This is a genomic window from Nocardiopsis tropica (assembly GCF_042660575.1).
Classification (GTDB): domain Bacteria; phylum Actinomycetota; class Actinomycetes; order Streptosporangiales; family Streptosporangiaceae; genus Nocardiopsis; species Nocardiopsis tropica.
In genome coordinates, this window is record NZ_JBHSUF010000005.1 from 1 (window position 1) to 23,276 (window position 23,276).

The following is a 23,276-nucleotide window of genomic DNA, read 5'->3' on the forward strand; positions in this document are numbered from 1 at the left end:
AGACGATGGGGCACGCGGGCGCGATCGTGTCGGGTTCGGCGGGCACGGCCGCGGCCAAGCAGGAGGCCCTGGAGGCCGCCGGCGTCAAGGTCGGCAAAACCCCCAGCGAGACTGCCAAGCTGGTGCGCGAGCTGTTCTAGCACGCGCCCCGGGAGCAGCCCCGACGGGTGACCGCTTCGACGGCTCCGCCCCACCGCCGGTTCATCCGGAGGGTGGGGCGGAGCCGTTTTCGCGTGTCCGGCTGGTCGAGAGGGCCCGCGAACCGCCGTCCGACCTGCCGCGGACGGTCTGCACGGTGGCCACGACCGCGCCCGGGACGAGGAGGACCAGGAGGAAGAACAGCCACGCGAACACGGCGCCGGTGTTGCCGCTGGAGATGGACGGCACCCCCCAGAGCACGAACATGATCCCTCCCCAGATCACCAGGCCGCCCGTGTGGGGACGGTTGCGGCGGTCGGACGAGCCCTTCCCGCCCTCCCGCCGGGCCGGCGGGAGGGCGGCCTTCCCGGCAGGCGTGGGCGGGCGCCCGTCCCCCGGCTCCGCGTCCCCGGGGACGGCGAGCGCGCTGGGCCGGGACTCCGGGGGCAGGTCCTCGAAGAGCGGGACCAGGTCCGTGTTGGCGACCGCCTCCAGCACCGCCCCGGCGCGGGCCCCGTGCTCCTCGGGGTCCAGACGGCCCTCCTCCAGAGCCGTCCGCAACCGTTCCAGCGCCTCGTCGCGCTCCCGGTCGGAGAGCCGGTAGCGGTCGGGGTCGGTGCCTGCCATGGGTGTCCGTCCGCAGCGGGGGTGAAACCTGTCTCCCTCCGTACGACGGGGGCCGGACGCCGACGGTTCCACCGGCGCCGCCGCACACGCGCGCACGACACGCGCGGCGGGATACCGCGGAGCATTCCGGTCCCTGGCAGCATAAGTCGGGTGAGTACGCCAGGATCTCCCCCCGACCGAGGCCGACCGCCGAAGCGCCCGCGGGCCACCGCCGCGGAAGCCTCCGCGCCGGAGGCCGCCGACGAGCGCAGGCCCCTCTACGCGACCGGGGGCATCGCCGCAGCCACGGCGGCGGGCAGCGGTCTGGCCGCCATCGTCACCCTCACCATCATCGGCTGGGTGGCCGCGCCGCACGACACCTTCGGCGAGGACATCGTCGACATCCTCCAGGGAGCGGTCCTGGCCTGGCTGGTCGGCCACCACGTGTCGTTCACCGTGCCCGACGGGCAGATCGCCCTGCTCCCGCTCGGGCTGGTCCTGCTGCCGGGCCTGCTGCTGTACCGGTCGGGCCGGTGGCTGGCCCGCTCCTGCGAGATCCTGCGGCTCCGGTACGTGTGGGGGGCGGCGGTGGCCGTCGCCGGCCCCTACGCGGCGATCGCCGGCACGCTGGCGCTGGTGGCGCGCACCGAGGCGATCGAACCCAGCATGCCGCGCGCCCTCGTCATGGGGTTCGCCATCGCCTTCCTCGCCGCCGGGCTGGGGGCGCTGCGCCAGCTGATGCGCGACAAGGGCGTGGCGGTCCGGGACCTGCTGGAGCTGATGCCCGCCAGGCCGAGGTCCCTCCTGGTGGGGTTGCTCGCGTCCACCGGCACCCTCCTGCTGGGCGGGCTGCTGCTGTTCGCGGCGGCGCTGGCGTTCGCCTTCCCGGAAGCCGTCGAGACGACGAGGGTGCTGGGACCCGGCGTGGTCGGCGGTGTGCTGCTGGTGGTCATCCAGCTGGCGTACCTGCCCAACGCGGTGGTGTTCGCGGTCTGCTACGCGCTGGGGCCGGGGTTCGCGATGGGCGCGGGTACCGTCGTCGCCCCGACCGGGGTGTCGGTGGGCGCCCTGCCGGTGTTCCCGATGCTGGCCGCCCTGCCGGACGACGGGGCCGCTCCGGCGGTGTCCCTGGTGGCGCTGGCCCTGCCGTTCGCGGCGGGCGCGGTGGGCGGTGTCCTGACCCAGCGCAGTGCGCCGGACGCGGTCGGCGAGGCGGCCCCCCTGTGGGGGTTCGTGTGCGGTGTGACCACGGGGATCCTGTGCGCGGCCATGGCGGAGATCGCGGGCGGGCCCCTGGGGGGAGAGCGGCTCAGCGAGGTGGGGCCGTCGGCGTGGCAGGTGGGCCTCGTCGCCGCCCTGGAGGTCGGGGTGGCCGCGGCGGTCGCCGCCTGGATCGCGAACTGGTGGTACTGGCGCAAGCTGCGGCTGGGGAAGGACACGGAGTCCCCCGGCTCCACGGAGTCCGGGACGGGCGCCGCGAAGAAGGGGGCGCGGGCCCCCGTGCGGCCGGGGGCCGAGCCGCGGCCGGTGGTCGAGCTGCCACCGGACGTCCCGGTCGGGAAGGGCCTGGCGACGGTGACGCCGCTGCGCCGCCGTGACGGCCAGGGCGTCGGGGACGCCGGGGAGGAGGCGGGGCCGGACCCGGAGCCCTCTCCCGCCACCCCCGGGGAGCTGAGGGCGGCCAGGGACCGGGAGCGGGCCGCCCGGACGGTCGACCGCGGCGCCGAGCGCGGCGCGCGCAAGGAGGCCCGCCGGGAACTGCGCGACCACCGGCGCCGGGAGAGGCGGGAGGCGAAGGACGCCCGCCGCGCCTCCGGCGGCCGCTGGTGGCGGCGGAGGCCGGGCGAGGACGAGGAGATGTACGGCATCACCTACGAGGCGGACCCCGGCGGCGTGGACGCCCCCGGGCACTGACCCGTTCGGCGGTGCCGCACCGGACCGCCGCACGGCGGCGGGTCCGGCGGCCTCCGGTGGAGGCCGCTCGGACGGGAGCCGTCCCGGCCGACGCCTCCGTGGACGCCCCGGCCGGGGTCCGGGCTACTGGGCCGGGGTGCTCCGGCCGGCTTTCCTGTGCGGCTCGAAGACGGCGTTGACCAGGTCGCTGCACCACTTGAGGAGTTCCAGGTCGCGCAGCGGCTTGCCGCCCAGGCCGCCGGCCTTGGGCACCGGCACCAGCAGGGTCCGCGTCGTCTCCTTGTGCAGGGACTTGGGGTACATCCGCCGCAGCCTCAGCTCCTGCGACTCGCGCAGGTCGACCGGGGAGAACCTGATCTGGTTGCCCTGCATGACGACGTCCGAGAGCCCCGCCGACTTGGCGAGCACCCGGAACCGCGCCACCGCCATCAGGTTGTCCACCTGCTGGGGCGGGGGCCCGTACCGGTCGGTGAGCTCCTCGTACGCGGCGAGGATGTCCTCCTCGCTGCCCACGCCGGCGATCCGCTTGTACGACTGGAGCCGCAGCCGCTCGCCCGGAACGTAGTCGTGCGGGATGTGCGCGTTGATGGGCAGCTCGACCCGGGTCTCGATCTCCTCGACCGCGTCCGGATCGCCCTTGAGCTCGGCCACGGCCTCGCCCACCATGCGCACGTACAGGTCGAAGCCCACGCCCGCGATGGTGCCGGACTGCTCCGCGCCCAGGATGTTGCCCGCGCCCCGGATCTCCAGGTCCTTCATGGCCACGTACATGCCCGCGCCCATCTCGGTGTGCTGGGCGACCGTGGCCAGGCGCTCGTAGGCGGTCTCGGACAGCGGTTTCTCCGGCGGGTACAGGAAGTACGCGTAGGCGCGCTCGCGCCCGCGGCCCACCCGGCCGCGGAGCTGGTGCAGCTGCGAGAGCCCGTAGGTGTCGGCGCGGTCGATGATGAGGGTGTTGGCGTTGGGCACGTCCAGGCCGGACTCGACGATGGTCGTGGAGACCAGCACGTCGAAGTTCTTCTCCCAGAAGTCGACCATGACCTTCTCGAGCTGCTGCTCGTTCATCTGACCGTGCGCGTAGGCCACCCGGGCCTCCGGCACCAGGCGCTTGATGCTCGCCGCGACCTTGTCGATGGAGGCCACGCGGTTGTGCACGAAGAACACCTGGCCCTCGCGCATCAGCTCGCGGCGGATCGCGGCGGTGATCTGCTTGTCCTCGTAGGGGCCCACGAAGGTGAGCACCGGGTGGCGCTCCTCCGGCGGGGTGAGGATCGTGGTCATCTCGCGGATGCCGGTCAGGCCCATCTCCAGGGTGCGCGGGATCGGCGTCGCCGACATCGCCAGCACGTCGACCTGGGTGCGCAGCCGCTTGAGGGCCTCCTTGTGCTCCACGCCGAAGCGCTGCTCCTCGTCGATGATGACCAGGCCCAGGTCCTTGAAGCGGGTCTCCGACGACAGCAGGCGGTGCGTGCCGATGACGACGTCCACCTCGCCGCTGCGCAGCCCCTCGCGGGTCACCTCGACCTCGCCGTCGGTCTGGAACCGCGACATCGGTTTGACGGTGACCGGGAACGACGCGTACCGCTCGGTGAACGTGGACATGTGCTGCTGCACCAGCAGCGTGGTGGGCACCAGCAGAGCCACCTGCTTGCCGTCCTGGACCGCCTTGAACGCGGCGCGCACCGCGACCTCGGTCTTGCCGTAGCCGACGTCGCCGCAGATCAACCGGTCCATGGGGACGGACCGGGACATGTCCTTCTTGACCTCGTCGATGGCCGCGAGCTGGTCGGGCGTCTCCACGTACGGGAAGGCGTCCTCGAGTTCCCGCTGCCACGGGGTGTCCGGACCGAACGCGTGGCCCGGGGAGGCCTGGCGGGCCGAGTACAGGCGGATGAGGTCGCCGGCGATCTCGCGGACGACCTTGCGGGCGCGGCTCTTGGCCTTGCTCCACTCGGCGCCGCCCATCTTGGACAGGGTGGGGGCCTCGCCGCCCACGTACCGGGTGACCTCGCCGAGCTGCTCGGTGGGGACGAAGAGGCGGTCGCCCGGCTGGCCGCGCTTGGAGGGCGCGTACTCGATGAGCAGGTACTCGCGGGTGGCCCCCTGGATCTGGCGGCTGACCATCTCCAGGTAGCGGCCCACGCCGTGCTGCTCGTGGACGACGTAGTCGCCCGGTTTGAGCTGGAGCGGGTCCACGGTGCCGCGCCGCCTGCTCGGCATCCTGCGCATGTCGCGGGTGGAGGACTTCTGTCCGGCCAGGTCGGTCTCGGTGAGCACCACCGTGTGGACCGTCCGCAGCAGGAACCCGTGGTCGACCAGCCCGGTGGTGACGGTGGCGACGGCGGGCGGGGGAGGGTCGGCCAGGTCGGAGGCGAGGGCGGCGCCCAGGCCGGCGTCGCGCAGCATCGCGACCAGCCGCTCGGCGGGGCCGTGGCCCTGGGTGACCAGGACGACGCTCCAGTTGTCGTGCAGCCAGCCCTTGATGTCGGCCAGGGCGCGCTCGGTGTCCCCGCGGTAGGACTCGGCGGGTGCGGCGCCGACGACGACGGCGTCGTCCTCCTCGGAGGCGCCCCCCTCGTCGCCCGCGCTGAAGGGCGTGAGGCCCCACCAGGGCAGGTCGTGCCCGGCCGCGGCGGCGCGCAGTTCGGCGACGGACATGTAGGCGGACGCGCCCAGGTCGATGGGGGCCTCGCCGCCGGAGGCGGCGTTGATCCACGAGGCGTCGAGGAACTCGGCGCTGGTGGCCTCCAGCTCCACCGCGCGGGTGCGGATGCGCTCGGGGTCGCAGCCCACCACCATCGCGCCCTCGGGCAGGTAGGTGAAGAAGGGCTCCATGCGTTCGGCTAGCACGGGCGCGAACGCCTCCATGCCCTCGACGGAGACGCCGTCGGCGATCTTGTGCAGGATCTCGGCGAGGGAGGGGTGCTCCTCGGCCAGGGCCCGTGCGCGGTCGCGCACGGTGTCGGTGAGCAGGAGTTCGCGGCACGGCGGTGCGAACAGCCCGGAGGCGGCGCCGGCGCGCGAGCCCTCGTCGCCCTCGCGCGGGGCGATGGACCGCTGGTCCGCCACCTGGAAGTAGCGGATGTCCTCGACGGTGTCGCCCCAGAACTCCAGCCGCAGAGGGTGCTCCTCGGTGGGCGGGAACACGTCCAGGATGCCGCCGCGCACGGCCATGTCGCCGCGCTTCTCGACCAGGTCGACCCGGGCGTAGCCGGTGTCGGCCAGGGCCGTGACCACGTCCTCCAGGGACGCCTCGTCGCCGGGGCGGATGCGGACCGGCTCCAGGTCGCCCAGTCCGGCCACGAGCGGTTGCAGGACGCTGCGCACGGGGGCGACGACCACCCTCAGCGGGGTGGTGAGCGGGTCGGCGGGGTCGGGGTGCGCCAGGCGGCGCAGGACGGCGAGACGCTGTCCGACCGTGTCCGAGCGGGGGGAGAGCCGCTCGTGCGGGAGCGTCTCCCAGGCGGGGAAGAGCGCGACGGAGTCGTCGGGCAGCAGCGAGCACAGGGCGTCGGTCAGGTCCGATGCCTCGCGCTCGGTGGCGGTGACGGCGAGGACGGGCCGACCCGCGCCCACGGGGGCGTCGGCGGCCAGCGCGCCCACCATGAAGGGGCGCAGCGCGGCCGGCGCGACGAGGTCGAGGTGGGGATCGAGGCCGCGTCGGGCGGCCTCGATCGCGCTGTGCAGTGCCGGGTCCCTGGAGACGTCGGCGAGAAGTCCAATAAGGCTCATAGCACCAGAAACTGAAAGTGGAAGTGGGTCCGGATCAGGCGGTGGTCGCGGCCTGCACGATGAGAAGGCGGCTGCGGGAGTGGACGCCCGGCACCCCTCAGACTATCGAGTCCGGAGGTTTCGCGCGGGCGGGGTGTGGACGAAGGCCCCGCAGGCTCGCCCGTGCCGCCCCCGGCGGCAACCGGCGCCGGAGGGGCGGTGCACAGTCGGTGGAACCGCCGGTGGGGTGCTTCTATTCCGGCTCCCCCGCCGTCCGCGCCGCGCTCCGTGCGACGCGGGCGGGGCGGCCGGGGGCGTCGGGCATACGCTAGAGGCGATTCCCGGAACACCGTAGGAGAGGAACCTCGTGGTGAGTGCGATCAGGCGTGGGAGCGCGCCGGAGGGCGGCGGCGGACGGTCGGGCGCCCCGGTCTTCGTCCCGGGTCCGGACGGCCTCGCCCACCTGGAGCTGATCCTCAACGGCGCCTACCCGCTGCCCGGCTTCATGACGCGGGACGAGGCCGCGTCGGTGGAGCGCTCCGGGCGGCTGCCCGACGGACGCCCCTGGCCGGTTCCGGTCACCCTGGAGGTGCCGGAGGCGCTGGCGGGGGCCGCGGCGCTGACCCTCGCCGACCCCGAGGGCGCGCCGCTGGCCGAGCTGACCGTCACCGAGCACTGGGAGGCGGAGGGCGTCCACCGCCTGGCGGGGGACGTGGCGCTGCTGCGGCCGCCCATGTACGGGGTGCTGCGCAAGCTGCGGTCCTCGCCCGCGGAGGTGCGGGGCCAGCGCGAGCTCGAACCCTCCTCGTGCGGGTCGCTGCTCGCGGTGGTCACCGACCGGCCCCTGCACCACCGGGTCCTGCACCAGATCCGCGCGGAGGCCGACGCCCTCGGGGAGGCGGCGGGCGGCGCCCGCGCCGAGGTGCTGGTGATCGTCGAGACGGGCCTGGAGGACGAGGGCATGGCGACGGCGGTCCTGGCCGCCGAACCGCTGCTGCCGGGGCGCACCGCGTTCGTCGTGTGCACCCTGCCGAGGGGCGCCGCGCGGACCGAGGGCGCGCTCGGCGGCAGCTGGGGCGTGCGCGACGTGGCGCTGGCCGCGCACGTGGCCGCCGCCTACGGCGCCACCCACATGCTGGCGGTGACCGGCGGGAGCGGACCGGACGTCGAGCGGGTGATGGCCCGGCGTCCGCCGCTCACGGTCCTGGAGCCGGAGCCGTGGCGCTACGACTCGTCCGAGGGGCTGTGGCAGCCCCTGACCCGCGTGGACCCCGCGCACGCCGTCCCGGAGCCGACGGACGAGGAGGTCGAGGCCGAGCTGGCGCACGGGCGCGAGCTTCCCGCCTGGTTCACCCCGGCCCGCGTGGGCGCCGAACTGGCGCGGTTGCGCCCGGCGCGGACCAAGCGGGGGGTCGCGATCCTGTTCACCGGCCTGTCGGGTTCGGGCAAGTCCACGATCGCGCGCGGGGTGGGCGACGGCATCCGCAGGTCGGGGCGCACGGTGACCCTGCTGGACGGGGACGTGGTCCGGCGCATGCTCTCCAGCGGGCTGACGTTCTCGCGGGAGGACCGGGAGCTCAACATCCGCCGCATCGGCTATGTCGCCGCGGAGATCACCCGGCACGGCGGGGTGGCCGTGTGCGCGCCGATCGCCCCGTACGCGGCGGGCCGGGCCGAGGTGCGGGCGATGGTGGAGGAGTTCGGGGACTTCTTCCTCGTGCACGTGGCGACGCCCCTGGAGGTGTGCGAGGCCCGTGACCGCAAGGGGCTCTACGCCAAGGCGCGCGCGGGGGAGATCGCGGAGTTCACGGGGATCTCCGACCCCTACGAGGAGCCCGGGGACGCCGACCTGGTGCTGGACACCGGCGGCGACCCGGCGGAGTCCGTGGCCGAGGTGATGGCGGCCCTGCGCGAGGGCGGATGGCTGCCCGGCTAGGGTGCGGGCGCGCAGGACGAGCAGTGGCAGGATCCCGACAGCTAAGGACCGAGATGACCGACCCCCAGCCGACCGGGCACCGAGTACTGCGCCTGGTGGAGGTGATGGACACCCTGCGCAGGGAGTGTCCCTGGGACAGCTCCCAGACCCACGAGTCGCTGGCCAAGTACCTGATCCAGGAGGCCTACGAGACCCTGGAGACCATCGAGGAGGGCGACCTGGCCTCGCTCCGCGAGGAGCTGGGCGACGTGCTGCTCCAGGTGGTGTTCCACGCGGCCGTCGCCGCCGAGCGCCCCGAGGGCGACCCGGCGCGCTTCACGGTGGACGACGTCGCGGACGCGATCATCGACAAGATGACCCGCCGCCACCCGCACGTGTTCGGCGGGGCCGAGGTGGCGGGCGTCGACGAGGTGTGGGCCGACTGGGAGGCCATCAAGGCGGCCGAGCGCGCGGCCAAGGCGGAGGCGGGCGGGAACGGCGCGAAGCCCTCCGTCCTGGACGGGGTGCCGTTCGCGCAGCCCGCCGTGCTGCTGGCCCACGAGCTCCAGAGGAGGGCGGTCCGCAACGGCTTCCCCGCCGAGCTGGTGGGCGACGACGGGGCCGAGGGCGGCGGGCTGTTCGCCGCCGTGGCGGCGGAGGGCGCCCGGGGCCGGGACGCGGAGACGGACCTCAGGGCGGCGTCCCGCAGGTTCGACGCGCGCGTGCGCGCCGCCGAGGAGGCGGCCCGCGCCGACGGCAGGGAGCCCCGCGACCTGTCCGCGGCGGAGTGGCGCTCCTACTGGGACGCGGCCGGCGTCTAGCGCCCCCGCGTCACCCCGGGCGGGCCTCCGGGGGAGGGGGCGGCAGGGCGCGCGTGCGGAAGGCCTCCGTGGCGGGGTCGCGCTCCGCGCCGCCCGCCCGGGGCCGGCGCGCCGTCTCGCCGATGGTCAGCCAGAGGCCGACGATCACCCAGTTGGCCATCAGCGCCGACCCCCCGGCCGACAGGAACGGCGCGGTCATACCGGTCAGGGGGATGAGGAGGGTCGCCCCGCCGAGCACGATGAACACGTCGAACGCGGTGAGGAAGGCGTATCCGAGGGCCGTCAGCTTCAGGAACCAGTCCCGGGAGCCCAGAGCGATGCGGAACCCCCGCTCGGCCAGGATCAGGAGCAGGAGGAGGACGGCCATCAGGCCGGTGAGCCCCAGCTTCTCGCCCACCGAGACCAGGACCAGGTCGCTGTCGGCGGCGAAGACCTCCTGGACGGCCCCGCCTCCGAAGCCCGTCCCGGTCAGGCCGCCCTCGGCGAGCGCGAACACGCCCTCGACGATCTGGTAGCTGCCTCCGGGGCGGCTGTACACCTCCTCGTCGAAGGGGTCGAGCCAGATGTCCACGCGGTTGCGCACGTGCCCGAACATCAGGTACGCCGCGTACGCGCCCGCCGAGAAGGCCACCAGGCCGATGAGCACCCACGACTTGCGGGCGGTGGCGGCGTAGAGCACCGCCAGGAACGTCCCGAACAGCAGGAGCGACGTCCCCAGGTCCCTGGTGCCCACGAGCAGGAGGATCGCCAGGCCCCAGCCCACGGCCATGGGCGCCAGGTCGCGTGCGCGGGGCACGCTGAACACCTTGAGGCGGCCGACCCTGACGGTGCGGGTGACCAGCGCCATCACCTCGCGGCGCCGGCCCAGGTACGAGGCGAGGAAGAGGACGAGGAGCACCTTGGCGAACTCCGAGGGCTGCATCGTGAACGGGCCCAGGCCGATCCACCGCCGGGCGCCCAGCACCTCGTGGCCCAGGGGGGACAGCGGCAGCAGGAGCAGGAGCAGGGCGGCGCCCGCGATCACGTACGTGTACATGGTGAGCCGCTGCGGGCGTCGCACGGCCACCACCGCGGCGGCGCACAGGGCCATGCCCACGACGGTCCACACCACCTGCCGGTCGGCGTCCCCGTGCTCCCCGGCGGTCGCGGCCCGGGTCGTCTGGATCACCCAGATCATGGTGACGCCCAGTCCGTTCAGGACGGTGGCGACCGGCATGACGACCGGGTCGGCGTAGGGCGCGACCCGGCGCAGCAGGAGGTGGAGGGAGAGGGCCCCGGCGCACAGGACGGCCAGGTAGAGGCCGAGGACTGGTTCGGCGCCGCCGGTGACGGACAGGGACGCCGTCAGGAGGGTCGCCGCGACCGTCACGAGCCCGGCCGCGAGCAGGACGAGCTCGGACCCCCGGCGGGGCACCGGGCGGAGGGCTCCGTCGGCGGACACCGGTCCGGTCTCGGAATCGCCCACTGTCGTTCCGCCGTCCACCTCGGGGCACGGGCGCCCGGGCCGGGCTCCCCGGCCCGGCCGGGTACTCCGCCCCTGCACTATAGGCGGGGGAGCCGTCCCGGCCCCCGAGGCGTGCCGTCCGGGCGGGCCGAGCCCTGACGGCACGGGCGGGTCAGCCCGGCGCGGGCGCGGGTGCGTCCAGCTCCAGGGCCTCGGCCGCCGTCGAGAGCTTGGAGTCGAAGCCCCCGACCCGGGACAGCAGCGGGGCGGCGCGCACCAGCGCGTTGCGCACGGCGATGCCCGTCCGGGTCCGCGGGGCCAGGAACCCCAGGCCCGCGTCGGCGATCGCCTGGTTGGCGGCCACGAAGGGCCGCATCCGGGCCTCGTAGGCGGCCAGCGCCGCGGCGGGGGCGTCGTGCCGGGCCAGTTCGCCGGCGAGCACGTGGGCGCCGACCAGGGCGAGGCTGCTGCCCTGGCCCGACGCGGGGGAGGGGCAGTGGGCGGCGTCGCCGAGCAGGACCACCCGGCCGGCGGACCAGCTGCGGGCCCGGATCTGGGTGACGGAGTCGAAGTAGAAGTCCGGGGCCGCCCCCGTCTCCGACAGGAGGCGACCCGCCTCCCACCCCGCCCCGGCGAACGCCTCGCGCAGGAACCGCCTCTGCTCCCCGGCCGGTCGGCGGTCGATCCCGGCCTCCGAACGCGTGGACACCAGGAACATCGCCTTCGCCCCCTCGGCCCGGGGTGTGTGGTAGAGCGCGATCGCCCGCCCGGGGAGGTTGTGCAGCAGGACCTCCCGGTCCAGGCCGAGGTGGTTGGGCACGGTGCAGATGCTGATGTAGGCGTTCAGGAACCTCCGGAACGGGCCCTCGGGGCCGAAGGCGAGGGCACGGGTGGTGGAGTGGAGGCCGTCGGCCCCCACCACCAGGTCGAACACGCGTGGCGCGGCGTGCGCGAAGGACACGTGCACGCCCTCGGGGGCCTGCTCCAGCGCGGTGACCGTGTCGTCGTACAGGTACTCGGTGTACGCGGTGGTGGGTTCGTGCAGGAGCCGGACCAGGTCGCCGCGCAGGAGTTCGCGGGACCGCCCCTCGGAGGCCGTGCGGGCCTGGGAGGGGGTGAAGTCGGCGATGCGGCGCCCGCGCGCGTCGACGAACGACGCGGACGCCATGCCGGTGCCGTGCTCCGCGATGCCGTCGAGCACGCCCATGCGCTCGGCGACGTCCAGGGCGACGCCGCGCACGTCGACGGCATAGCCGCCGGAGCGGGGCGCGGGGGCGCGTTCGACGACGGTCGGCGCGATGCCGTACCGGTGGAGCCAGTGGGCGAGGGCGGGTCCGGCGATGCCGGCGCCGGAGATCAGGACGTTCTGTACGGCGGTCACGGGGGTTCACGCTCCTTCGGATGCCTTGCGGGACACGTTAGGCAGCTACTTACCGTGCGTCAAGTAACTTACCGGTCGGAAGGTACGGGTTAGACTCGGCGGACCAGGCGGCGAGTGAACGGGAGTGACACGGGTGCCCAGAGCGCAGAGCGACACCAAGGCCGAGATCCAGGCCGCGGCACTGGACCTGTTCGCCCGCAAGGGGTTCGAGAAGACGAGCCTCCGCGAGATCGCGGAGCGCCTCGGCATTACCAAGGCGGCGCTGTACTACCACTTCCCGTCCAAGAACGACCTGCTCAGGTCGCTGGTCGAGCCCCTGGAGCAGGACATGGGCGACCTCTTCGCCGAGTACGGGGACGAGCCGGGGGAGGCCACGGAGGGGATGTCCGACCGCGCCCGCGAGCTCCTCGGCGACTACTTCGACATCTGTGTGCGCCACAGCACCCTGCTGGTCGCCGTCCTCAACGACGTCGGCTCCCTGGCCGACATCGGGCTCATCGACGCCGTCGTGGCCTGGCGGCGCCGGCTCGACCGCCTCCTGGTCGGACCCGGGCACGGGACTCCCGCCAGGATGGGCGCGGTCATCGCCCTCGGGGGGATCCAGGACATCTCCGTCATGCTCTCCGCGGAGGAGGCCCTCGCGTACCGGGAGAGGGCCCTCGACATCGCCCTGGCGGCCCTGGTGGCCGGGATCTCCTCTAAGGACTAGACCAATTCGGCCGGGTGCCCTCACCCGGCGGCGGTCGGTGTCGCTAGTCTCGTGTCGGGTCCTGAACCAGTGGTCCGAGAAACCCCAAGAGACGGAGAGAGACCGTGGCGTCCATCGAGGCAGTACAGGCGCGAGAGATCCTTGACTCGCGGGGCAACCCGACGGTCGAGGTCGAGGTTCTGCTCGACGACGGAACCATCGCGCGCGCGGGAGTCCCCAGCGGCGCGTCCACCGGCCAGTTCGAGGCAGTCGAACTGCGTGACGGCGGAGACCGCTACGGCGGCAAGGGCGTGACCAAGGCCGTGACGGCCGTCAACGACGAGATCGCCGACGAGCTCCTCGGCCACGCGCCCGACGAGCAGCGCATCATCGACCGCGCGCTCATCGACCTGGACGGCACCCCGGACAAGTCCCGGATCGGCGCCAACGCCATCCTGGGCGCCTCCCTGGCGGTGGCCAGGGCCGCCGCCCAGGAGGCCGGGCTGCCGCTGTTCCGCTACATCGGCGGTCCCAACGCGCACGTGCTTCCCGTGCCGATGATGAACATCCTCAACGGCGGCGCGCACGCCGACAGCAACGTCGACATCCAGGAGTTCATGGTCGCCCCGATCGGCGCGCCCACGTTCTCCGAGGCGCTGCGCTGGGGGACCGAGGTCTACCACTCCCTCAAGTCGGTCCTGAAGGCCCACGGCCTGGGCACCGGCGTGGGGGACGAGGGCGGCTTCGCCCCCAACCTGGACAGCAACCGCGCGGCCCTCGACCTGATCGTCGAGGCCATCGAGAAGGCCGGCTACACCCCCGGCACCGACATCGCGCTCGCCCTGGACGTGGCCGCCACCGAGCTGTTCAACGACGGCGTCTACACCTTCGAGGGCAAGGCCCGCACCTCCGCGGACATGGCCGCGTACTACGCGGAGCTGGTCGACGCCTACCCGCTCGTCTCGATCGAGGACCCCCTCGACGAGGAGGACTGGGAGGGCTGGAAGGCCCTCACCACCGAGCTCGGCGACAAGGTCCAGCTGGTCGGCGACGACCTGTTCGTCACCAACCCCGAGCGGCTCCAGCGCGGCATCCTCGCCGACACCGCCAACTCGCTGCTGGTCAAGGTCAACCAGATCGGCACCCTGACCGAGACCCTGGACGCGGTCGCCATGGCCCAGCGCAGCGGCTACACGGCGATGATCAGCCACCGCTCCGGCGAGACCGAGGACACCACGATCGCCGACATCGCGGTGGCCACCAACGCCGGCCAGATCAAGACCGGCGCCCCGGCCCGCAGCGAGCGCGTCGCCAAGTACAACCAGCTCCTGCGCATCGAGGAGGAACTGGACGACGCCGCCGTCTACGCGGGCGTGTCGGCCTTCCCGCGCTTCGCCAAGCGCGGCTAGTCTGCCCCAGTGTCCCGCGAATCCAAGCAGCCGCCCCCAAAGGCCGGGAAGGCGTCCAAAGCCGACAGGCCGGCGGGCAGGGCTGCCCGGAGGAGGACGGGGCGGAAGAGCGCCGTAACCGGCTCCGCCAAGGGCAGGGGGGCCGGGAAGGGCACGGGCCGCACCACCGGCGGGGTGCGGCCCATGCTCACCAGCCGTGCGGCGATCCTGGCCCTCGTGGTGTGCGTGATCGCACTGAGCCTGGCCTACCCGCTGCGCGAGTACGTCGCGCAGCGGGCGCAGATCGCCCAGCTCCAGGAGGACCGCGCGCGCATGGAGGAGAGCGTGCTCGACCTGCGCGAGCGCGAGCGGGAGCTCACCCAGGACGAATACGTCGAACGGGAGGCCCGCGCGCGGCTCCACTACCAGTACCCCGGCGAGACCGCCTACATCGTCATCCCGCCGGACTCCGAGGACGACGACGAGGCCGAGACCGGTCCCAGCGAGCCGTGGTTCACCACGCTGTGGCGCTCGGTCGAGGAGGCGGACAGCCCGCCGCCCGACGACGGGCTCTGACCCGCCCCGGGGCGCGTGGCGGGTCCCGGCCGGGGCCCGCCCCCCGCGGGCGGCAGGGGTGCGGGGGCGGCCCTATGCTGGGTTCGCCATGACTTCCGCTGATCAGCCCGTGCCCGGGCGCGCCGCCGGACCGGCGGGCGCCCCTCCCGAGGGGCACTCCGAGAACCCGGTCGCCGCACGCGACATCGCCGCCATCGAACTCCAGCTGGGCCGCACCCCGCGCGGGGTGCGCGGGGTCGCGCACCGCTGCCCGTGCGGGCTCCCCGACGTGGTGCGCACCGCGCCCCGCCTGGAGGACGGCACCCCCTTCCCGACGCTGTACTACCTGACGTGCCCGCGCGCGGCGTCGGCCATCGGCCGGATGGAGAACTCCGGCCGCATGCGCGAGATGCAGGACCGGCTCGCGACGGACCCGGGGCTCGCCGAGGCCTACACCAGGGCCCACGAGTCCTACATCGAGGAGCGGGCCGAGCAGGCGCGCCTGGACGGGGTCGAGCCGCTCCCCGAGGGGATGCAGAGCACCGGCGGCATGCCCACCCGGGTCAAGTGCCTGCACGCGCTGGTCGGCCATGAGCTCGCCGCGCCGGGAACCAACCCCTTCGGCGCCGAGGCGCTGGAGGAGCTCCCGCAGTGGTGGGACAGGGGACCGTGCGTGTGCGTCGACGAGGACGCCCGAGAGGGCAGTGAGGGGAACGGGTCATGAGCGGTGTCGCGGCCATCGACTGCGGAACCAATTCCATCAGGATGCTGATCGCCGACGTGGTCCACATCGACGGCGACGAGGTCCAGGTGGTCGACGTCGACCGGCGCATGGAGATCGTGCGGCTGGGCGAGGGCGTCGACCGGACCGGCGAGTTCTCCCCCGAGGCGCTGGAGCGGACCTTCGAGGCGCTCCGCGGCTACGCCGAGGCCATCGAGGCGCACGGCATCGCCCTGGGGCCGGACGCGGTGCGCATGGTCGCCACCAGCGCGACCCGGGACGCGGCCAACCGCCAGGTGTTCATCGACGGGGTCCGCGAGATCCTCGGGGTGGAGCCCGAGGTGGTCACGGGCCTGGACGAGGCAGAGCTCTCGTTCGTGGGGGCCACGGCCGAGTTCGACGCCGAGGCGGCCGAGGGGGGAACAAGCGAGCCCGCCCCGCCGTTCCTGGTGGTGGACATCGGGGGCGGCTCCACCGAGTTCGTCCTGGGGACGGGCCCGGAGGAGGCCGAGAAGGGCGAGCTGGTCCGCGCGGCGCTGTCGGTGGACATCGGCTGCGTGCGCATGACCGAGCGGCACCTGCGCGACGACCCGCCCACGGCGGAGCAGATCGCGGCGGCCACCGCCGACATCGACGCGGCGCTCGACGAGGTCGAGCGGGTCGTGCCCCTGCGCGAGGCGGGATCGGTGGTGTGCGTCGCGGGAACCGCGACCACGGTCGCCGGTATCGCCCTGGACCTGCCCGCCTACGACCCGGAGCGGATCCACCACTCCCGCGTGGGGGCGGCGGACCTCGACCGCATCACCGGGGAGCTGCTCGCGGCGACCTCGGCGGAGCGTGCGGAGATCGGCGTCATGCACCCCGGCCGGGTGGACGTGATCGGCGCGGGCGCGCTCGTCCTGTCGCGGGTGCTCGCCCGCACGGGGGCGGACGCGTTCACGACGAGTGAGCACGACATCCTGGACGGTGTCGCCTGGAGCCTCGTGGTCCAGGCGTAGGCGTTCCGCAAGGGCCTTTCGGGACCCCCGAACAGGGTCCCCCGGGTGAGACGCATCACTGCGGAAGACCCTTGTGAATGCTTTCACAACCACTCTGACCTGCATAAACGCAAGGCATGCAGGTGGGCAAGTGGTCGGAAGGTGATCAGATGTGAACCTTCTCTGTCGGTAGGTGCTTGTGAAAGAATGCACAAGCACCACCCGAAAAGTACGGGTACCCACCACGACGGGGTGGTGCCCCGCTGGAACGCGAGAGCGGGCGACCGGAGACCGCGAGACCTTCGCGGCCCCGGACGGGCGCGACAGAAACCTTTAGGGCGGATATGCGATGACCGAGAGCAGGAACTACCGGCTGGTACACGGCGGAGGGGACGAAGCGGAGATCCCGCACATCCTCATCGTCGGCGGCGGTTACCTCGGGATGTACACCGCGAGGCGGCTGGAGAAGAAGCTCGGGGCGGGCGAGGCGCGGATCACCGTCATCGACCCCAACTCCTACATGACCTACCAGCCCTTCCTGCCCGAGACCGCGTCCGGCAACATCTCGCCGCGCCACGTCGTCGTCCCGCTGCGCAAGGTCTTCGACCGGGTCCGCGTCCTGGGCGGGCGCGTCGTGCGCATCGACCACGCCGACCGCCAGGTCCGCTACGAGCCCAACGTCGGCGAGCCCGAGACCATCGCCTACGACCACCTCGTGATGGCCGCGGGCGCCGTCTCGCGCACCCTGCCCATCCCCGGCCTGGCCGAGTGGGGCATCGGGATCAAGACCGTGGAGGAGGCCGCCTACCTCCGCAACCACGTCCTCAACCAGCTCACCATCGCCGACTCCACCGACGACGAGGCCACCCGGCGCAAGGCGCTCAACTTCGTCTTCGTCGGCGGCGGGTTCGCCGGCGCCGAGGCCATCGCCGAGCTGGAGGACATGGTCCGCGACGCGGTCCGCCTCCACCAGTCGATCGACCTCGACGACGTGCGGTTCTACCTCATCGAGGCGGCCGACAAGATCCTGCCCGAGGTCGGCCCCGAGGTCGGGAACAAGGCCCTCAACCAGCTGCGCCGCCGCGGCATCGACGTCCGGCTCAAGACCTTCCTGGAGTCGGCGGCCGACCAGCACATCAAGCTCAGCGACGGCACCGAGTTCGACGCGGGCACCCTCGTGTGGACCGCGGGCGTCAAGCCCAGCCCGGTCGTCGCCGCCAGCGACCTGCCCCTCGGGCCCAAGGGCCACGTGGACACGAGCGAGTTCCTCACCGTCAACGGCGTGGAGAACGCCTTCGCCGGCGGCGACAACGCCCAGGTCCCCGACGGGAACGGCGGCTACTACCCGCCCAACGCCCAGAACGCGGTCCGCCAGGCGCCGGTGCTCGCCGACAACGTGATCGCCTCGCTGCGCAACACCGAGCTCAAGGCCTACAAGCACAAGAACCTCGGCGCGGTCGCCGGGCTGGGCCTGCACAAGGGCGCCGCCCAGCTGTTCGGCGTGATCAAGCTGAACGGCCGCCTCGCCTGGTACGCCCACCGGGCCTACCACCTGTTCGCGGTCCCGACCTTCAACCGCAAGATGCGCGTGCTGTCGGACTGGACGCTCGCCCTCTTCCTGCGCCGCGACTTCGCCGCGCTCCCGGAGATGGCCGAGCCCCGCCAGGCCTTCGAGGAGGCCAGCCGGCCGCAGATCGAGGACGGCCGACTCCGCCGGGTCAGCTGATCCGGCCCGGTCGCGCGACTCCCGCCCGCGCGGCCCAGCCCGAACACACGAAACGACCGGTTTCCCCAGGGGAGCCGGTCTTTTCGTGACCATAACCGGCCAAGCCAAAGCAAAGTGGGCAATCGACCCGGCCGGTATGATGGGTTCGCCCTCGTAGCCCAATGGAAGAGGCAGGCCCCCTAAAAGGGTCACAAGTGTCGGTTCGAGTCCGACCGGGGGTACCAGTGTTGCTTTTGGGGCTCTTGCTGTTTGGGGGCTCCGCTTCGCTTCGCCCCGGGGTTCGGGCGCCTTGAGGCCGGTGTGCTCCCTGTGCTTGCTTGGGGGCTCCGCTTCGCTTTGCCCCGGGGTTCGGGCGCCTTGAGGCCGGTGTGCTTCGTCCTCGTCTGCGCCTGTCGCTCGTTCCTCGCTCGCGGCTTGACTCGTCCTGCAGCACCCCGGCGGCGCCCTCACGCACAACCCCCTGGGGCGGGGTTGAGCCCTCACTCGCAACCCCTGGGGCGGGGTCGGCTTGCACCGGCCACCCCCGGGCAGGGCGTGGGGCTACGGGGTCTGCTGCTCCATGAGGAGCTGCAGCTGCGTGAACAGCCGTTCTCCCGGGTCGCCCAGGTCGATCCCGCTCACCGAGGCGGCCCTGCGCACCCGGTACCTCAGGGTGTTGGGGTGGATGTGCAGCCGCTCCGCCGCCGCCCGCGCGTCACCGAACGCCTCCAGGTAGGCCAGCAGCGAGTGCACCAGGTCGGCGCCGCCCGCACGGTCGTACTCGATCAACCGGCTCACCCTCGGGTCGCGCAGGGACGGGTCCTCCCGCAACCGGGCCAGCGTCTCGCCGATCAGCACCCGCGAGCGCACGTCGGAGATGGTCGCCACCTCCCAGTCCAGGTGCCGCTCCAGGTCGCGGCCCATCGCGTCCAGCACGCGGTCGGCCTCGGCGCGCGAGTCCGGCACGTCCGCCAGCCGCTCCATCAGCGACCCCACCGCCCCCTGCACCCGCGCCCCCAGGGCCGCGCGCGCCGCCGCCACCGTCTTGCGCGTGAGTGCCAGCACCGACTGCTCCACCCCCCGCCACCCCTCCCTGCCGCGCTCCAGGTCCGGCAGCAGCACGTACACCCGGCCGCCCAGCTCCGTCACCAGGGCGCTGCGGCGGTACGCGGCGGTGTGCACCGACACCAGGTCGATCATCCGGCGCCGGCGCAGCTCGCGGGCGGGCCGGTCGGGACGCTCCTCGCCGGCTCCGTCCGGAGCCTCCAGCAGCGAGAACGCCACCACCAGCGCGCCGCGGTCGGCGTGCACCTCCACCGTGTCGGCCAGGGCCCCCGCGTCGATCCTCCCCTCCAGCAGGCTCGACAGGAGGTCCTCGCGGAGCCGCAACCCCGCACTGGCCTGGCTGCGCTGCCTGATCATCTGCAGCGCGGTGGTGCGGGCGGCCCCCAGCAGCGCCTCCTCGGCGTTCTCCGCCAGCGGGCTCGCGCCCTCCTGCACCCAGATCGCCCCGAGCGGCTGCCGTCCGGCGTGGATGCCCACCGCCAGGCGGCGGCGGATGCCCAGGTCGGGGTGCTCCTCGATGCGCACCACCTCCTCGCCGGCACGCAGCTTGGCGAACACACCCCACTCGCGCAGCAGCGCCAGGTACGACTCCGGTCCACGCCTGCCCAGCACCGACAGCCGCCGCAGCTCGTCCACCTCCGCGCCGCTGGAGTAGGCCAGCACCCGGCTGGCCGCGTCCTCGATGCTCACCAGGCCACCGGTCAGCTGGGCGATCGTCTGCGCCATCGAGAACAGGTCGCCGCTGGACTCGCCCAGGTCCTCGACGGCGGTCAGCCGGGCGTCGTCCACGATGCTCTGGCAGACCGCCTGCAACTGGTCCCACCGCACCTCCGCGCGGACCGCCAGCAGGGCGATCCCCGCCTCGCGCGCCTCGCTCCGCAGCGCCTGGAGCTCATCGGTCGCGCCCGGCCTGGGCCGCCCCGCCCGGCCGCCCGACGACGGCGCCTCGTCCTGGGGATGCCCGCCGGTCTTGACGGCGACCGCCGTGGCGCCCTGCTCGGCCAGCGTCCGGACGAGCCGGCGCGCGGCCGCTCCGCGCGCGCCGATCAGCAGCACCAGGTCGCCCTCGCGGACCTCCGCGCGGTCCTCCGGATCGAGGATGACGACATTGTCCACCTGGACATCAAGACCCCCCGGCGCGGCCGCGACGTCCGCGACGGGGTCGCCCAGGGCCAGCAGCAGTCTGCGCAGGGGCACCCCGGTGGAACCCTCCTCGTCGTGGGCGGAGTGACCTGCGAAGACGCTCGTCCGCACTTCCGTCCGGTGCGGTTCGCCGTCAGAGGGGTGGAAGGGGCCCGGTGGTGGGGTGTCAGTGCTCATATGAGTCCCATTTTGTCCCAGTGAACAAATAAGGCGGGCAAAGAGTGGCCTGCCCCACAAGGTTCGCACGGTCTTGTTCTGAGAGCGTTGAGTCAGCTCAACCCTGCTCGTTTCAGGGACATTCTTAACTGGGGAGGTGCCCATGGACGCCGTGACCAACGTCCCGCTGCCGCAGAACGAACCCGTTCTGTCCTACGCGCCCGGCAGCGCCGAGCGCGAAGAGCTCGTCGCCAAGCTGGAGGAGCTCGGCAAGGAGAGCATCGACCTTCCGATGCGCATCAACGGCGAGAGCCGCATGGGCGGCGGAGAGCCCATCGACGTCGTGCAGCCGCACCGTCACGCCGCCGTCCTGGGCACCATGCGCAACGCGACCCACGACGACGCCCGCGCCGCCGTCGCCGCGGCCAAGGCCGCCGCCCCGGCGTGGCGCGCGATGTCCTTCGACGACCGCGCCGCCATCCTCCTGCGCGCCGCCGACCTGCTCGCCGGCCCCTGGCGCGCCACCATCAACGCCGCCACCATGCTCGGCCAGTCCAAGACCGCCCAGCAGGCGGAGATCGACGCGGCCTGCGAGCTCATCGACTTCTGGCGCTTCAACGTCTCCTACGCCCGCGAGCTGATCGCCCAGCAGCCCCTGAGCGTCCGCGGCGTGTGGAACCGCATGGAGCAGCGCCCGCTGGAGGGGTTCGTCTACGCGATCACCCCCTTCAACTTCACCGCCATCGCGGGCAACCTCCCCACCGCCCCGGCCCTGATGGGCAACGTGGTCGTGTGGAAGCCCTCCCCGACCCAGCAGTTCGCCGCCGAGCTGACCATGCGCCTCCTGGAGGAGGCCGGGATGCCCCCGGGCGTCATCAACATGGTCACCGGTGACGGCCTCGCCGTCTCCGACGTCGCCCTCAACGACCCCGAGCTCGCCGGTGTGCACTTCACGGGCTCGACCAAGACCTTCCAGCACCTGTGGAAGAGCGTCGGCGAGAACATCTCCTCCTACCGCAGCTACCCGCGCATCGTCGGCGAGACCGGCGGCAAGGACTTCATCGTCGCGCACTCCTCCGCCGACCCCGAGGTCCTGCGCACCGCGATCGTCCGCGGCGCCTTCGAGTACCAGGGCCAGAAGTGCTCGGCCGCCTCGCGCGCCTTCGTCGCCCGCTCCGTGTGGGAGCAGGTGCGCGACGACCTGGTCGCCGAGACCGAGGCCCTGACGATGGGCGACGTGACCGACCTGTCGAACTTCATCGGCGCCGTCATCGACCGCCGCTCCTTCGACAAGCTGGCCAAGGTCCTGAAGGACGCCGAGTCCGACCCGACCCTGGAGATCATCGCCGGCGGGACCGCCGACGACTCCGTCGGCTACTTCGTGCGCCCGACCATCATCGAGGGCACGGACCCGACCAACGACGTGTTCCGCACCGAGTACTTCGGCCCGGTCATCGCCGTCCACGTGTACGAGGACGACGAGTTCGACGACATCCTCAAGATCGTCGACGAGGGCTCCGCCTACGCCCTGACCGGCGCGGTCCTGGCCAAGGACCGCTCCGCGATCGCCAGGGCCACCGAGGCGCTGCGGTTCTCGGCGGGCAACTTCTACGTCAACGACCGGCCGACCGGCTCCATCGTGGGCCAGCAGCCGTTCGGCGGCGGACGCGCCTCCGGCACCAACGACAAGGCCGGTTCCGCGCAGAACCTGTCCCGCTGGTCCAGCCCGCGCGCCATCAAGGAGACGTTCGTCGCGCCGACGGTCTCCTCCTACCCCCACCAGGGGTAGCCACGGTTCCGCACCCCCTCCCGTCCTGAGGGGGTGCGGACCCCTCCAGCCCCCCGAGGAATCCACCGGCACCGCGGGGACACCCCCCGGCCGCTGCCCCGTCCGCGCGGGTCCACAGGCCCGCGCACGTCTTCTTCGAGGTCACCATGCTTCGTAAGCCCCTTCTGCTCGCCGCCAGGTCCGCGAAGGTCCGCACCGTCGTCGAGCGCACCCCCATGACCCGGGCCATGGTCCACAGGTTCGTGGCGGGCTCCACCATGGAGGAGGCCCTCCCCGCGATCGAGGACCTGACCAGGGACCGCTACGTCACCCTGGACTTCCTGGGGGAGGACACCGCCGACGCCGCGCAGGCCGCGGCGACGGTGACCGCCTACCGGGACCTGCTCGCCGCGCTCGGCGAGGCCGGTCTCGGGGACCGGGCCGAGGTGTCGGTCAAGCTCTCGGCCGTGGGCCAGTTCCTCGACAGGGACGGCGAGAAGATCGCCCTGGAGAACGCCCGCGAGATCGCCGAGGCGGCCAAGGCGATCGGCACCACGGTCACCTTCGACATGGAGGACCACACCACGGTCGACTCCACCCTGGGGATCCTGCGGGAGCTGCGCGAGGACTTCCCGTCCACTGGCGCGGTGCTCCAGGCCTACCTGCGCCGCACCGTCGCGGACTGCCGCGACCTGAGCGGCGCCGGTTCGCGCGTGCGCCTGTGCAAGGGCGCCTACGACGAGCCCGCCTCGGTCGCGTACCGCGACAAGGCCGAGGTCGACAAGGCGTACGTGCGCGCGCTGCGCGTCCTCATGGAGGGCGACGGCTACCCCATGGTCGCCTCGCACGACCCGCGCATGGTCGCCATCGCCGGCTCCCTGGCCGAGGCCAACGGCCGTTCGGCGGACGACTACGAGTACCAGATGCTCTACGGGATCCGCGACGCCGAGCAGGTCCGCCTCGCCGCCGAGGGCAAGAGGATGCGCGTCTACATGCCGTACGGCACCGAGTGGTACGGCTACTACATGCGGCGCCTGGCGGAGCGCCCGGCCAACGTGCTCTTCCTGGCACGCTCGCTGGTGACCCGCAACTAGCCCGGCGTTCGACCCCGGGCCCGTGGCCGGACGGCATCCCGGCCACGGGCCCGGGTGCTGTCCGGACGACACGGGCCCCGGGGCGA

Annotated in this window: 16 protein-coding genes, 1 tRNA gene and 1 pseudogene; 13 read left to right on the plus strand and 5 right to left on the minus strand. The window is 73.1% G+C overall.

Annotated elements, in window-relative coordinates; genetic code table 11:
- Positions 1–140 (plus strand): annotated as a pseudogene (locus ACFQBR_RS09305) (succinate--CoA ligase subunit alpha); the annotation flags it as partial.
- A 61-nt stretch (positions 141–201) separates the two neighbouring features.
- Here ACFQBR_RS09305 and ACFQBR_RS09310 read toward each other — a convergent pair.
- Positions 202–765 carry a DUF1707 SHOCT-like domain-containing protein gene (locus ACFQBR_RS09310; RefSeq protein ID WP_344183469.1) on the minus strand — a complete coding sequence of 188 codons (564 nt, stop codon included), beginning with the start codon at positions 763–765 and terminating at the stop codon, positions 202–204.
- A gap of 150 nt (positions 766–915) precedes the next feature.
- Between ACFQBR_RS09310 and ACFQBR_RS09315 the strand changes: the two genes are divergently transcribed.
- Positions 916–2,658 (plus strand): cell division protein PerM, encoded by a 1,743-nt coding sequence (locus tag ACFQBR_RS09315; protein WP_465264164.1) that lies wholly within the window; start codon positions 916–918, stop codon positions 2,656–2,658.
- Positions 2,659–2,781: 123 nt separating this feature from the next.
- Here ACFQBR_RS09315 and mfd read toward each other — a convergent pair whose 3' ends face one another.
- Positions 2,782–6,390 carry a transcription-repair coupling factor gene (gene mfd, locus ACFQBR_RS09320; protein WP_344183467.1) on the minus strand — a complete coding sequence of 1,203 codons (3,609 nt, stop codon included), beginning with the start codon at positions 6,388–6,390 and terminating at the stop codon, positions 2,782–2,784.
- Positions 6,391–6,736: 346 nt separating this feature from the next.
- Here mfd and cysC point away from each other — a divergent pair, with 346 nt between their 5' ends.
- Together cysC and ACFQBR_RS09330 are read left to right on the plus strand one after the other, a co-directional pair.
- On the plus strand, positions 6,737–8,305 hold the full coding sequence (gene cysC / locus ACFQBR_RS09325) for an adenylyl-sulfate kinase (protein WP_344183465.1): 1,569 nt from the start codon (positions 6,737–6,739) through the stop codon (positions 8,303–8,305).
- 53 nt (positions 8,306–8,358) lie between these two features.
- Positions 8,359–9,105: a nucleoside triphosphate pyrophosphohydrolase gene (locus tag ACFQBR_RS09330; RefSeq protein WP_267946585.1), complete on the plus strand. Its 747-nt coding sequence runs from the start codon at positions 8,359–8,361 to the stop codon at positions 9,103–9,105.
- 10 nt (positions 9,106–9,115) lie between these two features.
- On the opposite strand, the gene ACFQBR_RS09335 is transcribed toward ACFQBR_RS09330, so the two are convergent.
- Positions 9,116–10,570: an FtsW/RodA/SpoVE family cell cycle protein gene (locus ACFQBR_RS09335; RefSeq protein WP_344183463.1), complete on the minus strand. Its 1,455-nt coding sequence runs from the start codon at positions 10,568–10,570 to the stop codon at positions 9,116–9,118.
- Positions 10,571–10,721: 151 nt separating this feature from the next.
- Entirely contained in the window at positions 10,722–11,930 is a 1,209-nt protein-coding gene (locus tag ACFQBR_RS09340; RefSeq protein WP_344183461.1) for an FAD-dependent monooxygenase, read from the minus strand.
- 133 nt (positions 11,931–12,063) lie between these two features.
- Between ACFQBR_RS09340 and ACFQBR_RS09345 the strand changes: the two genes are divergently transcribed.
- From ACFQBR_RS09345 to ACFQBR_RS09375, 7 genes are all read left to right on the plus strand, one after another.
- On the plus strand, positions 12,064–12,639 hold the full coding sequence (locus ACFQBR_RS09345) for a TetR/AcrR family transcriptional regulator (RefSeq protein WP_344183459.1): 576 nt from the start codon (positions 12,064–12,066) through the stop codon (positions 12,637–12,639).
- A gap of 104 nt (positions 12,640–12,743) precedes the next feature.
- A complete protein-coding gene (gene eno / locus ACFQBR_RS09350) occupies positions 12,744–14,027 on the plus strand; it encodes a phosphopyruvate hydratase (protein WP_344183457.1) in 1,284 nt (427 codons plus the stop codon).
- 183 nt (positions 14,028–14,210) lie between these two features.
- The gene (locus ACFQBR_RS09355; protein WP_267946580.1) at positions 14,211–14,582 is read left to right on the plus strand and encodes an FtsB family cell division protein; all 372 of its coding nucleotides are present in this window, start codon (positions 14,211–14,213) and stop codon (positions 14,580–14,582) included.
- Positions 14,583–14,670: 88 nt separating this feature from the next.
- Positions 14,671–15,285 carry a DUF501 domain-containing protein gene (locus ACFQBR_RS09360; RefSeq protein WP_267946579.1) on the plus strand — a complete coding sequence of 205 codons (615 nt, stop codon included), beginning with the start codon at positions 14,671–14,673 and terminating at the stop codon, positions 15,283–15,285.
- Positions 15,282–16,280 (plus strand): Ppx/GppA phosphatase family protein, encoded by a 999-nt coding sequence (locus ACFQBR_RS09365; protein WP_267946578.1) that lies wholly within the window; start codon positions 15,282–15,284, stop codon positions 16,278–16,280. Before ACFQBR_RS09360 ends, ACFQBR_RS09365 begins: the two co-directional genes overlap by 4 nt.
- 328 nt (positions 16,281–16,608) lie before the next feature.
- Positions 16,609–17,985 carry an NAD(P)/FAD-dependent oxidoreductase gene (locus ACFQBR_RS09370; RefSeq protein WP_267946577.1) on the plus strand — a complete coding sequence of 459 codons (1,377 nt, stop codon included), beginning with the start codon at positions 16,609–16,611 and terminating at the stop codon, positions 17,983–17,985.
- Between the two features lie 147 nt (positions 17,986–18,132).
- Positions 18,133–18,209, plus strand: a tRNA-Leu gene (locus tag ACFQBR_RS09375).
- 316 nt (positions 18,210–18,525) lie between these two features.
- On the opposite strand, the gene ACFQBR_RS09380 is transcribed toward ACFQBR_RS09375, so the two are convergent.
- On the minus strand, positions 18,526–20,349 hold the full coding sequence (locus tag ACFQBR_RS09380) for a helix-turn-helix domain-containing protein (RefSeq protein WP_344183454.1): 1,824 nt from the start codon (positions 20,347–20,349) through the stop codon (positions 18,526–18,528).
- A 142-nt stretch (positions 20,350–20,491) separates the two neighbouring features.
- On the opposite strand from ACFQBR_RS09380, the gene pruA reads away from it, so the two are divergent.
- The gene (gene pruA, locus ACFQBR_RS09385; protein WP_267946575.1) at positions 20,492–22,117 is read left to right on the plus strand and encodes an L-glutamate gamma-semialdehyde dehydrogenase; all 1,626 of its coding nucleotides are present in this window, start codon (positions 20,492–20,494) and stop codon (positions 22,115–22,117) included.
- A gap of 146 nt (positions 22,118–22,263) precedes the next feature.
- Positions 22,264–23,190: a proline dehydrogenase family protein gene (locus tag ACFQBR_RS09390; protein WP_267946574.1), complete on the plus strand. Its 927-nt coding sequence runs from the start codon at positions 22,264–22,266 to the stop codon at positions 23,188–23,190.
- Positions 23,191–23,276 lie beyond the last annotated feature (86 nt).

What these genes read in the sequence shown, in the direction of transcription:
- ACFQBR_RS09360 (WP_267946579.1), top strand. Translation starts at nt 14,671, where the DNA reads ATGACTTCCGCTGATCAGCCCGTGCCCGGGCGCGCCGCCGGACCGGCG.
- ACFQBR_RS09355 (WP_267946580.1), top strand. Translation starts at nt 14,211, where the DNA reads ATGCTCACCAGCCGTGCGGCGATCCTGGCCCTCGTGGTGTGCGTGATC.
- ACFQBR_RS09330 (WP_267946585.1), top strand. Translation starts at nt 8,359, where the DNA reads ATGACCGACCCCCAGCCGACCGGGCACCGAGTACTGCGCCTGGTGGAG.
- ACFQBR_RS09390 (WP_267946574.1), top strand. Translation starts at nt 22,264, where the DNA reads ATGCTTCGTAAGCCCCTTCTGCTCGCCGCCAGGTCCGCGAAGGTCCGC.
- ACFQBR_RS09380 (WP_344183454.1), bottom strand. Translation starts at nt 20,349, where the DNA reads ATGAGCACTGACACCCCACCACCGGGCCCCTTCCACCCCTCTGACGGC.
- mfd (WP_344183467.1), bottom strand. Translation starts at nt 6,390, where the DNA reads ATGAGCCTTATTGGACTTCTCGCCGACGTCTCCAGGGACCCGGCACTG.
- pruA (WP_267946575.1), top strand. Translation starts at nt 20,492, where the DNA reads ATGGACGCCGTGACCAACGTCCCGCTGCCGCAGAACGAACCCGTTCTG.
- ACFQBR_RS09365 (WP_267946578.1), top strand. Translation starts at nt 15,282, where the DNA reads ATGAGCGGTGTCGCGGCCATCGACTGCGGAACCAATTCCATCAGGATG.
- ACFQBR_RS09310 (WP_344183469.1), bottom strand. Translation starts at nt 765, where the DNA reads ATGGCAGGCACCGACCCCGACCGCTACCGGCTCTCCGACCGGGAGCGC.
- ACFQBR_RS09370 (WP_267946577.1), top strand. Translation starts at nt 16,609, where the DNA reads ATGACCGAGAGCAGGAACTACCGGCTGGTACACGGCGGAGGGGACGAA.